Annotated in this window: 15 protein-coding genes; all 15 read left to right on the top strand. The window is 66.1% G+C overall.

The window, feature by feature from the left end; genetic code table 11:
• The first annotated feature begins 2 nt into the window (after nucleotides 1-2).
• Entirely contained in the window at nucleotides 3-1,076 is a 1,074-nt protein-coding gene (nuoH, locus tag WAL33_RS17315; protein ID WP_422182764.1) for an NADH-quinone oxidoreductase subunit NuoH, read from the top strand.
• Nucleotides 1,073-1,321 (top strand): hypothetical protein, encoded by a 249-nt coding sequence (locus WAL33_RS17310; RefSeq protein ID WP_422182763.1) that lies wholly within the window; start codon nucleotides 1,073-1,075, stop codon nucleotides 1,319-1,321. Before nuoH ends, WAL33_RS17310 begins: the two co-directional genes overlap by 4 nt.
• A 99-nt stretch (nucleotides 1,322-1,420) precedes the next feature.
• The gene (gene nuoI, locus WAL33_RS17305) at nucleotides 1,421-1,912 is read left to right on the top strand and encodes an NADH-quinone oxidoreductase subunit NuoI (RefSeq protein WP_035074824.1); all 492 of its coding nucleotides are present in this window, start codon (nucleotides 1,421-1,423) and stop codon (nucleotides 1,910-1,912) included.
• Between the two features lie 80 nt (nucleotides 1,913-1,992).
• Nucleotides 1,993-2,604 carry an NADH-quinone oxidoreductase subunit J gene (locus WAL33_RS17300; RefSeq protein ID WP_422182762.1) on the top strand — a complete coding sequence of 204 codons (612 nt, stop codon included), beginning with the start codon at nucleotides 1,993-1,995 and terminating at the stop codon, nucleotides 2,602-2,604.
• Nucleotides 2,601-2,906, top strand: a complete 306-nt coding sequence (nuoK, locus tag WAL33_RS17295; protein ID WP_056446651.1) for an NADH-quinone oxidoreductase subunit NuoK — start codon at nucleotides 2,601-2,603, stop codon at nucleotides 2,904-2,906. The genes WAL33_RS17300 and nuoK overlap by 4 nt, the downstream gene beginning before the upstream one ends.
• Before the next feature lie 5 nt (nucleotides 2,907-2,911).
• A complete protein-coding gene (nuoL, locus tag WAL33_RS17290) occupies nucleotides 2,912-4,990 on the top strand; it encodes an NADH-quinone oxidoreductase subunit L (protein ID WP_422182761.1) in 2,079 nt (692 codons plus the stop codon).
• A gap of 9 nt (nucleotides 4,991-4,999) precedes the next feature.
• On the top strand, nucleotides 5,000-6,484 hold the full coding sequence (locus tag WAL33_RS17285; RefSeq protein WP_422182760.1) for an NADH-quinone oxidoreductase subunit M: 1,485 nt from the start codon (nucleotides 5,000-5,002) through the stop codon (nucleotides 6,482-6,484).
• 8 nt (nucleotides 6,485-6,492) lie between these two features.
• The gene (nuoN, locus tag WAL33_RS17280; protein WP_422182759.1) at nucleotides 6,493-7,932 is read left to right on the top strand and encodes an NADH-quinone oxidoreductase subunit NuoN; all 1,440 of its coding nucleotides are present in this window, start codon (nucleotides 6,493-6,495) and stop codon (nucleotides 7,930-7,932) included.
• 1 nt (nucleotide 7,933) lies between these two features.
• Entirely contained in the window at nucleotides 7,934-8,686 is a 753-nt protein-coding gene (locus tag WAL33_RS17275) for a biotin--[acetyl-CoA-carboxylase] ligase (RefSeq protein WP_422182780.1), read from the top strand.
• Nucleotides 8,683-9,468, top strand: a complete 786-nt coding sequence (locus WAL33_RS17270) for a type III pantothenate kinase (RefSeq protein WP_422182779.1) — start codon at nucleotides 8,683-8,685, stop codon at nucleotides 9,466-9,468. The genes WAL33_RS17275 and WAL33_RS17270 overlap by 4 nt, the downstream gene beginning before the upstream one ends.
• Nucleotides 9,468-11,162 (top strand): ribonuclease J, encoded by a 1,695-nt coding sequence (locus WAL33_RS17265; protein ID WP_422182758.1) that lies wholly within the window; start codon nucleotides 9,468-9,470, stop codon nucleotides 11,160-11,162. The genes WAL33_RS17270 and WAL33_RS17265 overlap by 1 nt, the downstream gene beginning before the upstream one ends.
• 88 nt (nucleotides 11,163-11,250) lie before the next feature.
• Complete coding sequence (locus tag WAL33_RS17260; RefSeq protein ID WP_422182757.1) at nucleotides 11,251-11,916, top strand: rhomboid family intramembrane serine protease; 666 nt, start codon at nucleotides 11,251-11,253, stop codon at nucleotides 11,914-11,916.
• Between the two features lie 130 nt (nucleotides 11,917-12,046).
• Nucleotides 12,047-12,466, top strand: coding sequence for a methylmalonyl-CoA epimerase (gene mce, locus WAL33_RS17255; RefSeq protein WP_422182756.1), 420 nt, complete (start codon nucleotides 12,047-12,049; stop codon nucleotides 12,464-12,466).
• The gene (locus tag WAL33_RS17250) at nucleotides 12,466-12,726 is read left to right on the top strand and encodes a DUF1467 family protein (RefSeq protein WP_422182755.1); all 261 of its coding nucleotides are present in this window, start codon (nucleotides 12,466-12,468) and stop codon (nucleotides 12,724-12,726) included. The genes mce and WAL33_RS17250 overlap by 1 nt, the downstream gene beginning before the upstream one ends.
• A gap of 330 nt (nucleotides 12,727-13,056) precedes the next feature.
• Nucleotides 13,057-13,538 (top strand): aminoacyl--tRNA ligase-related protein (locus tag WAL33_RS17245; RefSeq protein ID WP_422182754.1); only part of this gene is annotated, 482 nt, incomplete at its 3' end.

Genomic DNA, 13,538 nt, shown 5'->3' with positions numbered 1-13,538 from the left:
GAATGCTGGAGTTCTTCACCTCGCCGCCGGTCATGTGGACCCTGCTGACCACCGGCGGGATTCTGCTGGTCGTGATCTGGGTGCTGCTGAGCCTGGCCTTCCTGCTGCTGGCCGACCGCAAGATCTGGGCCGGCGTGCAGATGCGCAAAGGCCCCAACGTGGTGGGTCCGTTCGGCCTGCTGCAGTCCTTCGCCGACTTCTTCAAGTTCGTGCTGAAGGAGATCATCATCCCGGCCGGCGCCGACAAGGTGATCTTCCTGCTGGCCCCGCTGCTGAGCCTGGTCCTGGCCTTCGTCGGCTGGGCCGTGGTGCCCTTCGCGCCGGGCTGGGTGGTCTCCAACCTCAATGTCGGCATCCTGTATCTGCTGGCGATGAGCTCGCTGGGCGTCTACGGCATCATCATGGGCGGCTGGGCTTCGAACTCGAAGTACCCGTTCCTGGGCGCGCTGCGGTCGGCGGCGCAGATGGTGTCGTACGAAGTGTCGATCGGCCTGATCATCATCACGGTGATCCTGCTGGCCGGCACGATGAACCTCAGCTCGATCGTCGAGCAGCAGGCCGGCTGGATCTGGAACTGGAACGTGTTCGGCGGCCACGGCCTGAAGAACATCATCCTGGCGCCGGTGATGATCATCGCCATGGGCATGTTCTTCATCTCGGCCCTGGCCGAGACCAACCGCCCGCCGTTCGACCTGCCCGAAGCCGAATCCGAACTCGTGGCCGGCTACCAGGTCGAGTACAGCTCGACCCCGTACCTGCTGTTCATGGTCGCTGAATATTCGAACATCGTCCTGATGTGCGCGATGATCAGCGTGCTGTTCTTCGGCGGCTGGAACCCCGGCTTCCCCATCGGCTTCACGGCCGGCTGGCCGCCGTTCCTGGTCAACTTCCTGCTGGCCCTGGTGTTCTATTTCAAGATCGTCGTGGCGTTCTTCATGATCGCCATGGCCAAGGCCATCGTGCCCCGCTACCGCTACGACCAACTGATGCGCCTGGGCTGGAAGGTCTTCCTGCCGATGTCGCTGGTGTTGGTGATGCTGGTGTCGGCCTGGCGCGTGTTCGGGATCCAGGGGTGATCGCCAGGACGACATATCTGGCGGGCGCCGCCCTCGGCCTGATCCTGGCCGGTTGCGCGACCGACGGTGTGGCGCCCGCCAAGTCGTCCTATTCGCTGGGGCGCGGCACGGCCAGCTACGACCAGCTGCGTCGCGACAGCGAGAAATGCGCCGCCGACGGCGGCAAGATCGAAGCCAAGCAGGACGGGGGCGACCCCACCCAGCTTTCGAACTACACCTGCGTCATCCCGAAGTCGGGCAAGTGAGGCGAACGGCCTTCATCCGGTGGATGGGCGGCCGTGAGAAGATCGAACCGGGCAGGGGCGTTCGTCCCTCCCAAGAGATGAAGTGTTAGGAGAGCTCTGGTGTTCCAGCGCATCACACAGGCGATCAAGGGCGTGGCTCTGCTCGACTTCGCGGGCGCCTTCGGCCTGGGCATGAAGTACATGCTCGCGCCCAAGAAGACCGTGATCTATCCGAACGAGCGCGGCCCCCAGTCGCCTCGTTTCCGCGGCGAGCACGCCCTGCGTCGCTATCCGTCGGGCGAGGAGCGCTGCATCGCCTGCAAGCTGTGCGAAGCCATCTGTCCGGCCCAGGCCATCACCATCGAGGCCGAGCCGCGTGACGACGGCAGCCGCCGCACGACCCGCTACGACATCGACATGGTCAAGTGCATCTACTGCGGCCTGTGCCAGGAGGCCTGCCCGGTGGACGCCATCGTCGAGGGGCCGAACATCGAGTTCGCCGTCGAGACGCGCGAAGAACTTTACTACGACAAAGAAAAGCTGCTCGACAACGGCGACCGTTGGGAACGGCTGATCGCGAAGAATCTGGAGTTGGACGCGCCCTACCGCTAAAGGACGGGGCGCGATTCCGAGGGTTAGCGGCGGGCCGTCCGGCACGTCGTGTTTTATGGTTTTCTGAGGGAGCACCTGCCTTGCAGGCGATAGCTTTCTATTTGCTCGCGGTAGCGACCGTGGTGGCGGGTCTTCTCGTCGTCTCGGCCAAGAACCCCGTGCACTCGGTGCTCTTCCTGATCACCGCCTTCTTCTCGGCCGCCGGCCTCTTCGTCCTGTTGGGCGCTGAGTTCCTGGCGATGCTGCTGATCGTCGTCTATGTGGGCGCGGTCGCGGTGCTGTTCCTGTTCGTCGTGATGATGCTCGACGTGGACTTCGCCGAGTTGCGGCAGGGCTTCGCCCAGTATCTGCCGGTCGGCGGTCTGGTCGGCGGGGTGCTGACGATCGAGATGATCATGGTCGCCGCTTCGGTGGTCAGCGGCGGCGCGGCCGGCAAGAACGCCGAGCCCCTGGCTTCGCCGGTCGGCGTGCCGAACACCGAGGCGATCGGCCGGGTGCTCTACACCGATTACGTCTTCTTCTTCCAACTGGCGGGCCTGGTGCTGCTGGTGGCCATGATCGGCGCCATCGTCCTGACCCTGCGCCACAAGCCGGGCGTCAAGCGCCAGAACATCGGCAAGCAGAACGCCCGCACGCCTAAGACCGGGATGGAACTCGTGCAGATCAAGCCGGGCGAGGGGATCAGCGAATGATCGGCCTGTCGCATTATCTCGTCGTCGCCGCGATCCTGTTCACGATCGGCGTCTTCGGCATCTTCGTGAACCGCAAGAACATCATCGTCATCCTGATGTCGATCGAGCTGATCCTGCTGGCGGTGAACATCAACCTGGTGGCCTTCTCGGTCTATCTGCACGACGTGGTGGGGCAGGTCTTCGCCATGTTCGTGCTGACCGTCGCCGCGGCCGAAGCCGCCGTCGGCCTGGCTATCCTGGTGACGTTCTTCCGTAACCGCGGCGACATCGCCGTCGACGACGCCAGCGTGATGAAGGGCTGATCGCAGTGCAGACTCTCGTCACCATCATCGTCTTCGCGCCGCTGATCGCCGCGATCATCGCCGGCCTGTTCGGCCGTCGCATCGGCAACGTCGCCTCCCAAGCGATCACCACGGGCGCCCTGCTCCTGGCCTGCGCCCTGAGCTGGTACACCTTCAGCCAGTGGACCTGGGGCCATCTGGAGGCCTTCACGGTCAACCTGCTGCCCTTCATCCACGTGGGCGACTTCGTCTCCAACTGGTCCATCCGCATCGACGCCTTGTCGGCGGTGATGCTGATCGTGGTGACGACGGTCTCGGCCCTCGTGCACGTCTATTCCTGGGGCTACATGGCCGAGGACGACAGCAAGCCGCGGTTCTTCGCGTATCTGTCGCTGTTCACCTTCGCCATGCTGGCGCTCGTCACCGCCGCCGACTTCATGCAGCTGTTCTTCGGCTGGGAAGGCGTGGGCCTGGCCTCGTACCTGCTGATCGGCTTCTGGTACAAGAAGCCCTCGGCCAGCGCCGCGGCCATCAAGGCCTTCGTCGTGAACCGCGTGGGCGACTTCGGTTTCGCCCTGGGCATCATGACCACCTACTGGGCGTTCGGGTCGGTCCAATTCGCCGAGATCTTCCCGCAGATCGCCTCGGGCGCCGCGCGCACCTGGGAGTTCGCCGGCCACACCTTCCCGCTGGTCGACATCGCCTGCTTCCTGCTGTTCATCGGCGCGATGGGCAAGTCGGCGCAGTTCTTCCTGCACACCTGGCTGCCGGACGCCATGGAGGGCCCGACCCCGGTCTCGGCCCTGATCCACGCGGCGACCATGGTCACCGCCGGCGTCTACATGCTGTGCCTGCTGTCGCCGATGTTCGAATACGCGCCTGTCGCCAAGAACATCGTCACGGTGATCGGCGCGATCACGGCCCTGTTCGCGGCCACTGTCGGCCTGACCCAGAACGACATCAAGCGGGTCATCGCCTATTCGACCTGTTCGCAGCTGGGCTACATGTTCTTCGCGGCCGGCGTCGGCGCCTACCAGGCGGCGATGTTCCACCTGTTCACCCACGCCTTCTTCAAGGCGCTGCTGTTCCTGGGCGCCGGTTCGGTGATCCATGGCATGCATCACGAGCAGGACATGCGGAAGTACGGCGCCCTGGCCAAGCTGCTGCCGGTCACCTTCATCGCCATGACCATCGGCACGATCGCCATCACGGGCCTCGGCTTCCCGCCGCTGCACCTGGGCTTCGCCGGCTTCTACTCCAAGGACACCATCATCGAGGCGGCCTTCGCCGCCGGCGGCGAGAACGGCATCGCGCTGTTCGCCTGGGTGATCGGCGTGCTGGTGGCCGGCCTGACCTCGTTCTACTCCTGGCGCCTGGCGTTCTTCACCTTCAACGGCAAGGCCCGCTGGGGTCACGACGATCATCACGCTCATGACGCGCACGCCGCCCATGGTCACGACGATCACGCCCACGCCGAAACCCATGACGAGCCGCTGCCCGATGCGCATGACGACCATGGCCACGGCCATGATCACAAGCCGCACGAGAGCCCGTGGGTGATGCTGGTCCCGCTGATCGTGCTGTCGATCGGCGCGGTCGCCGCCGGTTTCGTGTTCGTCGACTTCTTCGTGGGTCACCACCAGGAAGAATTCTGGCGCGGCGCGATCTACAACGCCCCGACCAACCATGTGCTGCACGAGGCCCACGAAGTGGCCGAGTGGGTGAAGTGGAGCCCGCTGATCGCCTCGATCCTGGGCCTGATCATCGCCGTCTACGTCTACCTGCTGAAGGGCAACGAGCGGCTGGGCGAGAAGCTCGCGGCCCGCAACGGCCCGCTGTACGTGTTCTTCTACAACAAGTGGTTCTTCGACGAACTGTACCAAGCCACCTTCGTGCGCGCGGCCAAGTTCCTCGGCGACCTGTTCTGGAAGGGCGGCGATCAGAAGTTGATCGACGGCTTCGGGCCCGACGGCGTCAGCGCCGTCAGCTACGACGTGGGCCGTCGGACCGGCAAGCTGCAGTCCGGCTACCTCTATCACTACGCGTTCGTCATGCTGCTCGGTGTCGCCGGGCTGCTGGCCTACGCCTTGTTCCGCTTCCACTAGGGAAGATCGATGACCGGCCTTCTCAGCCTCACCACCTTCGCCCCGCTCATCGGCGTGGTCCTGCTGCTGGCGGTTCGCGCCGCGCAGGGCGACAACGCCAAGACGGACACCCTGGCCAAGTGGATCGCCCTGGCGACCACCCTTGTGACCTTCGCCCTGTCGGTCGTGCTGGTCGCCCAGTTCGACGCCAAGAACCCGGGCTTCCAGTTCGTGGAAGACCTCAACTGGTTCGCGGGCTTGCACTATCGGATGGGCGTCGACGGGATCTCGATCCTGTTCGTGTTGCTGACCACCTTCCTGCTGCCGATCTGCGTGATCGCCAGTTGGAAGTCGATCGACAAGCGGATCGTGGAATACATGATCTGCTTCCTGGTGCTCGAGACCCTGGTGGTCGGCGTGTTCTGCGCCCTGGACCTGATCCTGTTCTACCTCTTCTTCGAGGGCGGCCTGGTTCCGATGTTCCTGATCATCGGCATCTGGGGCGGCAAGCGCCGGGTCTACGCGGCCTACAAGTTCTTCCTCTACACGCTGCTCGGCTCGGTGCTGATGCTGGCGGCCATCCTGTCGATGATCGCCATCGCCCACACCTCGTCGATCCCGGCGCTGATGGTCTTCAAGTTCGCCCCGTGGCTGCAGACCTGGCTGTGGCTGGCCTTCTTCGCCAGTTTCGCGGTCAAGATGCCGATGTGGCCGGTTCACACCTGGCTGCCCGACGCCCACGTCGAGGCCCCGACGGCCGGTTCGGTGATCCTGGCGGGCATCCTGCTGAAGCTCGGGGGCTACGGCTTCATGCGCTTCTGCCTGCCGATGTTCCCCAACGCGTCCGAGCTGTTCCAGCCGCTGGTGTTCGCCCTGTCGGCCATCGCCATCGTCTACACCTCGCTGGTCGCCTTCCGTCAGACCGACATCAAGAAGCTGATCGCCTATTCGTCGGTGGCCCACATGGGCTTCGTGACCATGGGCATCTTCTCGGGCAACGTGGCGGGCGAGCAGGGCGCGCTGTTCCAGATGCTGAGCCACGGCCTGATCTCGGCCGCGCTCTTCCTCTGCGTCGGCGTTGTTTATGACCGCATGCACACCCGCGAGATCGCCTTCTACGGCGGCCTGACCAACCGCATGCCGTGGTACGCGGCGACCTTCATGCTGTTCACGATGGGCAATGTCGGCCTGCCTGGCACCTCGGGCTTCGTCGGCGAGATCCTGACCATGACCGGCACCTACCAGGCCTCGACCTGGACGGCGATCGTCGCCACCACCGGCGTGATCCTGTCGGCGGTCTATGCGCTGAACCTGTACCGTCGCGTGATGTTCGGCGAGATCGTCAATCCCGAGCTCAAGACCATCACCGATCTGGACGCCCGCGAAATCCTGATCTTCGCCCCGCTGATCATCGGCACCCTGGTGCTCGGTGTTTATCCCAATCTCATCTTCAACCTGACCGCGTCGTCCGTCGACGGGCTCGTCGGCGCCTGGCGCGCCGCCGTGGGCGGGTGAGGGACCCCATGACGTTCGCCGCCAACTTCTCCCTCGTTCTTCCCGAAGTGATCCTCGGGGCCTCGGCCCTGGTGTTGCTGGTCTGGGGCGCCTTCCAAGGCAAGGTCACGCCGCTGTTCACCGGCGCGGCCGTCCTGGCCCTGCTGGGCGCGGCCGTGGCCGCCGTGGTCGGGCCGCACGGACACGCCTTCAACGGCGTCTATTCCGCTGACGCGGCCGCCACCTACGCCAAGGTCGCGATCTACGGCTTCAGCGCCGTGGCCATCGTGCTGGGCGACCGCTGGCTGGCCGTGCGCGGCGACCAGAAGTTCGAATTCGCCATCCTGGTGATCCTGTCGGCCCTGGGCATGGGCGTCACCGCCTCGGCCGGCGACCTGATCAGCCTCTATATCGGCGTCGAGCTGCAATCGCTGGCCCTGTACGTCCTGGCCGCCTTCCGCCGCGACGACGCCAAGTCGTCGGAAGCGGGCTTAAAGTACTTCGTGCTGGGCGCCCTGTCGTCGGGCCTGCTGCTGTACGGCGCTTCGCTCATTTACGGTTTCGCGGGCTCCACCCGCTTCGCCGACATCGCCGCCGTCGCCCATGACGGGCACGGCGTGGGGCTGCTGTTCGGCCTGGTGTTCCTGCTGTGCGGCCTGGCGTTCAAGGTCTCGGCCGCGCCGTTCCACATGTGGACCCCGGACGTCTATGAAGGCGCTCCGACCCCGGTCGTCGGCTTCTTCGCCGCCGCGCCCAAGCTGGCGGCCATGATGATGTTCGCCCGCGTGCTGGGCGACGCCTTCCCGGACTCGGTGGCCCAGTGGCGCCAGATCCTGATCATCACCGCCCTGGCCTCGGTCTTCGTCGGCGCCTTCGCCGGCCTGGCCCAGAACAACCTCAAGCGCCTGTGGGCCTACAGCTCGATCGCCAATGTCGGCTACGCGCTGCTGGGCGTGGCGACCGGCGGCGAGACCGGCATGCACTCGATGCTGCTGTTCATGACCCTGTACATGGTCGACGTCACCGGCTTCTTCGCCTGCCTCCAGGCCCTGTCGCGCGACGGCAAGCCGATGGAGACCATCGAGGACATGGCCGGCCTGGTGAAGCACCGTCCGGGCGTCGCCGTGGCCATGACCGCGTTCTCGCTGTCGGCCCTGGGCATGCCGCCGTTCTCGGGCTTCTGGGCCAAGTTCTACGTGTTCGGCGCGGCCATGGGCTCGGGCGATGTGCTGCTGCAATGGGCGGCGGTGCTGGGCCTGGTCGGCAGCGTGGTGGCGGCGTTCTACTATCTGCGCCTGATCAAGACGATGTGGTTCGACGCTCCTGCCGGCGCGGTGGACAAGCCGCAATCGATCGCCCGCGCGGTCGGCTTCGTGGCCGCGGCCTTCTCGTTCCCGGTCGTCATGGTGGCGCTGATCTGGCTGGATCCCGCGGCCAGGGCCGCCGCGGCGGCCTTTGGCCACGCGTGACGTGACGGGCGGTCTTTCGCCCGCGCCCGTGATTGTTCTGGATGAGATCGACTCGACCAACGCCGAGGCCCGTCGCCGCGCGGAAGCGGGGGAGGCGGGTCCGGTCTGGATCGTCGGCCTGCGCCAGACCGCCGGCCGCGGCCGGCGTGGCCGCGCCTGGGAGACCGGCGACGGCAACCTGGCCGCCACCCTGCTGTTTTCCACCGACAAGCCGCCGGCCGAGGCCGCCCAGGTGTCGTTCGTCGCGGCCCTCGCGGTCGCTGACCTGCTGGGTTCCTACGCGCCCGCCAGCCTGGTCAGCCTCAAATGGCCCAATGATCCGCTGCTGAGCGGACTGAAGGTCAGCGGCATCCTCGTGGAGTCCGGAACCCGGCCGACCGGCGGCCTGTGGATCGCGGTCGGGATCGGCGTGAACCTGGCCCGCAAGCCGATCGACAGCGAGCGCCCCGCCACCGCCTTGACCGCCCACCGGGACGCCCCGCCGCCGTCGCCCATCGCTGCGATCGAAGTGTTGGCCGCCGCCTTCGCGCGTTGGCAGGACGTTTGGCTGCGTCTGGGTTTCCCCGCCATCGCCGACGCCTGGACCGCCCGCGCGCACGGCCTGGGCGAGCCTTGCGTGGCCCGCCTGGGGACCGAAACGCTCGAGGGGATCGCCGAAGGGCTGGACGGCGACGGCGCGCTGCGTCTTCGTCTGGCCGACGGCCAATTGCGGCGGATCACCGCCGGCGACGTCTTTTTCGGAGGGGCCTCCTGATGCTGCTGGCCATCGAACAGGGCAACACCAACACCATGTTCGCCATCCACGACGGCGAAACCTGGATCGCCCAGTGGCGCGCGGCCACCGAGAGCACCCGCACGGCCGACGAATACGTGGTCTGGCTGTCGCAGCTGCTGTCGATGCACGGCCTGGGCTTTCGGGCCATCGACGCCTGCATCATCTCCAGCGTGGTGCCGCAGTCGATCTTCAACCTGCGCAACCTTTCCCGCCGCTATTTCAACGTCGAGCCGCTGGTGATCGGCGAGAACGCCGAACTGGGCGTCGAGGTGCGGATCGATAAGCCGTCCGAGGCCGGGGCCGACCGCCTGGTCAACGCCGTGGGCGCGCACATGATGTATCCGGGTCCGCTGATCGTCATCGATAGCGGCACGGCCACCACGTTCGACATCGTCGGCGCCGACGGCGCGTTCGAAGGCGGCATCATCGCGCCGGGCATCAATCTTTCCATGCAGGCCCTGCATGAGGCGGCGGCCAAGCTGCCGCGCATCGCCATCCAACGCCCGGCCGGCAACCGCGTCGTGGGCACCGACACCGTCAGCGCCATGCAATCAGGCGTGTTCTGGGGCTATATATCCCTGATCGAGGGCCTGGTGGCCCGCATCAAGGCCGAACGGGCCGAACCCATGACCGTGGTCGCCACCGGCGGCGTCGCCTCGCTGTTCGAGGGCGCCACCGACAGCATCGACCACTTCGATTCAGATCTGACCATTCGTGGTCTCCTCGAAATTCATCGTCGCAACACCCATCTAGAGACCTAATGACCAAATATACCGACAAGCCTTCCCCCAAAGACGAGCTCGTCTTCCTGCCTCTGGGCGGGTCGAACGAGATCGGCATGAATTTCAATCTGTACGGCTATGGCCCGGCGAACGCCCGCAAGTGGATCGTCGTCGACCTGGGCGTGACCTTCGGCGACCAGACGACGCCCGGCGTCGAAATCATCCTGCCCGACCCCGAATTCATCGAGGCCTACAAGGACGACATCATCGGGATCGTCCTGACCCACGCCCACGAGGATCACCTGGGCGCCGTGCACTGGCTGTGGCCGCGCCTGAAGGCGCCTGTCTACGCCACGCCGTTCACCGCCTTCCTGTTGCGCGAGAAGCTGCGCGACGCCGGCCTGCTGGGCGAGGTGCCGATCACCGAGATCCCGCTGAGCGGCAGCTTCGACCTGGGTCCGTTCCACCTGGAAATGATCACCCTGACCCACTCGATCCCCGAGCCGAACGGCCTGGCGATCAAGACCCCGTTGGGCACGATCCTGCACACCGGCGACTGGAAGATCGACCCCGATCCCCAGTTGGGCGGCCCCACCGACATCGAGGCCATCCAGCGCCTCGGCGACGAGGGCGTGCTGGCCATGGTCTGCGACAGCACCAATGTCTTCGTCGACGGCGTGGCCGGCTCGGAAGCCGACGTCCGCGTGGCGATGAACCGGCTGATCAAGGGCCTGACCGGCAAGATCGCCGTGGCCTGCTTCGCCTCGAACGTGGCCCGGATGGACACTGTGATCCGCGCGGCCCAGGCGGCCGGCCGCAAGGTCTGCCTGGCCGGCCGCTCGATGCACCGGATGAGCGCCGCCGCGCGCCACGTCGGCCTGCTGGAAGGCCTGGAGCCCTTCATCACCGACGACCAGGCCAAGTATCTGCCCGAAAACGAAGTGCTGTTCCTGTGCACCGGCAGCCAGGGCGAGGCCCGCGCGGCCCTGGCCCGGATCGCCGAAGGCACCCACCCGCACGTCAAGCTCTCGCAGGGCGACCACGTGATCTTCTCCTCGAGGGTGATCCCGGGCAACGAGATCCCGATCCGCAACCTGCAGAACAAGCTGGCCGACCGCGGCGTGCGCCTGCACACCGAGCGCGACACCCCCGGCATCCACGTCAGCGGCCACCCGTGCCGCGACGAGCTGAAGCAGATGTACCAGTGGGCCCGGCCGACGATCGCCGTGCCGACCCACGGCGAGCGCCGCCACCTGATCGAGCACGCCGCTTTCGCCAAGGACCTGCAGGTGCCGCACGCGGTCAGCCCGCGCAACGGCGACATGGTGCTGCTGGCTCCCGGCCATCCCAAGATCATCGACGAGGTCCCGTCGGGCCGTCTGTATGTCGACGGCGGCGTGGTGACGCCCGAGAACGGCGAGGCCCTGCGCGAGCGGCGGCATGCGGCGTTCAACGGCATGCTGGCCGTGTCGGTCGTGCTGGACGGCCGTAACCGTATCGTCTCGGGCCCGCAGGTTCGCGGTCTGGGCCTGGCCGGCGACGCCGACTACCCGCTCGACGACGCCCTGGACGACCTGGCTGAAGAGGCGGAGAACGCTTTCAAGCGCCTGAAGGACGATCAATACGAGATCGACGAAGCCATCGAGAGCGCCCTGTCCAAGGCCGTGAAGAAGGCCGCCTTCCGCATCTGGGAACGTAAGCCCGTGGTCGAAACCACGGTCCTGCGCGTCTAGCCGCGCGATGAACGACGGGCCGACCTCCGTCCCCGAAGCACCCCAGGAAGCCCCACGTCGCGAGACGATGTGGGGCAGGGGGCCCGCGATGCTCTGGTTCGAGGCTTGGCCGGTCCTGGTGCTGGCGGGCGTGATCGCCCTGGTCTTCGCGGGTCAACTGATCGGCGGAGCCTACGGCTACGAGGAAGCGATCTTCGTGTTCGGCGCCTTGTCGAAGGTCGGGCTGGAATACGGCCTGTGGTGGACGCCGCTGACCCACATGTTTCTGCATGCGGGCTGGCTTCACATTGCTATGAACACCGCCGCCTTGATCGCCCTGGGTCCCGCGATCGCGCAGCGCCTCGGGCGTGACGCGCTCGGCGGCCTGCTGTTCCTGATCTTCTTCCTGGTGTGCGGGCTGGCCGGCGGGATGACCTTCCTGCTGCTGGCGCCGGCGAATGTCCCGGCGGTGGGCGCATCTGGCGCGATCTTCGGGCTTTGGGGCGCGGTCGCGCGGTTGGCCGGCCCAGGACAGGCCAAGCTGGCGCCGCTGTTTTCGCGCGGCGTGGCCCGGCAGGTCGGCTCGGCGATTGTCTCCAACCTGCTGGTCGTTGGCCTAGGCGCCGCCTACGGGCTGGCGTCCGGCGCTGGCGTGATCGGCATCGCCTGGCAGGCGCACTTGGGCGGGTTCGTGGCCGGTATCCTGCTGATCCAGGTCATGCCGGTGCGCTTCCACTGGCTGCGCGGTCTGCCGAAGGGTTCGCAGCCGTTCTGATCGGTTGACCCCCGCGCCTCGGAAACGCCTCGCCGGGGCTCTATGAAGTCGTCTATACCGTCGAAAAATAGAACAGGGTCACGCGGTCCTCGCCGGCCGCGCCGCCTACGCGCAGGACAGACGAACGCTCATGATCGGCAAGCTCAACCACGTCGGCGTGGCCACGCCCTCCATCGACGAGTCGGTGAAGATGTATCGCGACCTGCTGGGCGCGACCTCGCATACCGAGAAGTGGGCCATGCCCGAGCAAGGCGTGTGGGTCTGCTTCGTCAACCTGCCCAACAGCCAGATCGAGCTGATCGAGCCCTATGGCGAGGCCTCGCCGATCCACGGCTTCCTGGCCAAGAACCCCAAGGGCGGCCAGCACCACATCTGTTTCGAGGTCGAAGACATCTACGAGGCCCGCGACAGCCTGGTCGCCAAGGGCGCCACCGTGCTGGGCGAGCCGCGCATCGGCGCTCACGGCACGCTGATCATCTTCGTTCACCCCAAGGACATGGGCGGCATGCTGGTCGAACTCATGGAAACGCCCAAGGAGGCGCATCACTGATGGGTCCCGTCACCTGCATCGCCGTCTATCTGACCATCTGGTGGACCACGCTGTTCGCCGTGCTGCCGCTGGGCACCCGGACCTTCAAGGAAATGGGAATCGAGCCGCCGCCGGGCGCCGACCCCGGCGCGCCGGTCAATCCGAACCTGAAGCGCAAGTTCATCACCACCACCTGGGTGTCGGCCCTGGTGATGGCGGCGTTGCTGCTGGTGATCCATTTCCGCCTGATCCAGCTGCCGGCGCTGCCCGCCACCTATTGATCACAGGAATGGCGCCCAAGCCTTGGGCGTCAGGCGTCGATTTTGCCGGCGTTCGCCCAATCCGTGGGCGAAGTTCGCCAACGGGTCAGGCCAGACGCAATCGGGCGCCCCGAACAATCGTTCGAGGCCTAATCTCAGACTCACGAGGCCGGCTTTTCCGACCTTGCTCTGTGGCGTCTTCCCCGACGATGACTTGAAAGGCCGCGCGAGATCGCGCGGCCTTCTTTTCGTTTCCGAAGGCTTTGCAGCCATCTTTTCGCCGCGCGCGTTGCCAAGCTGACGCCCAAGCGGCTATCTCAACGCCTCGAATTTCCCGGAGACGTCTCGTCCATGCGCCTGTCGCGCTATTTCCTGCCCGTTCTCAAAGAAGCTCCCTCCGACGCCCAGATCGTTTCGCACCAGCTGATGCTGCGCGCGGGCATGATCCGCCAGGAGGCGGCGGGCATCTACGCCTGGCTGCCGCTGGGTCTGAAGGTGCTCAAGAAGGTCGAGCAGATCGTCCGTGAAGAAATGGACCGGGCCGGAGCGATCGAGCTGCTGATGCCGACCATTCAGCTGGCTGACCTGTGGCGCGAAAGCGGCCGCTACGAAGCCTATGGCGACGAGATGCTGCGCATCACCGATCGCAACAAGCGCGATCTGCTCTACGGCCCCACCGCCGAGGAAGTCGTCACCGACATCTTCCGGGCCCATGTGCGCAGCTACAAGGAACTTCCGAAGAACCTCTACAACATCCAGTGGAAGTTCCGTGACGAGACCCGCCCGCGCTTCGGCGTGATGCGCGGCCGCGAGTTCCTGATGAAGGACGCCTA

Source organism: Caulobacter sp. (assembly GCF_049283275.1).
GTDB lineage: Bacteria > Pseudomonadota > Alphaproteobacteria > Caulobacterales > Caulobacteraceae > Caulobacter.
This window is presented reverse-complemented; position numbering and strand designations above follow the sequence as displayed.

Excerpts from the sequence above, each read along its gene's own strand:
- mce (WP_422182756.1), top strand. The coding sequence starts at position 12,047 with ATGATCGGCAAGCTCAACCACGTCGGCGTGGCCACGCCCTCCATCGAC.
- WAL33_RS17285 (WP_422182760.1), top strand. The coding sequence starts at position 5,000 with ATGACCGGCCTTCTCAGCCTCACCACCTTCGCCCCGCTCATCGGCGTG.
- nuoH (WP_422182764.1), top strand. The coding sequence starts at position 3 with ATGCTGGAGTTCTTCACCTCGCCGCCGGTCATGTGGACCCTGCTGACC.
- WAL33_RS17260 (WP_422182757.1), top strand. The coding sequence starts at position 11,251 with ATGCTCTGGTTCGAGGCTTGGCCGGTCCTGGTGCTGGCGGGCGTGATC.
- nuoK (WP_056446651.1), top strand. The coding sequence starts at position 2,601 with ATGATCGGCCTGTCGCATTATCTCGTCGTCGCCGCGATCCTGTTCACG.
- WAL33_RS17265 (WP_422182758.1), top strand. The coding sequence starts at position 9,468 with ATGACCAAATATACCGACAAGCCTTCCCCCAAAGACGAGCTCGTCTTC.
- nuoN (WP_422182759.1), top strand. The coding sequence starts at position 6,493 with ATGACGTTCGCCGCCAACTTCTCCCTCGTTCTTCCCGAAGTGATCCTC.
- WAL33_RS17250 (WP_422182755.1), top strand. The coding sequence starts at position 12,466 with ATGGGTCCCGTCACCTGCATCGCCGTCTATCTGACCATCTGGTGGACC.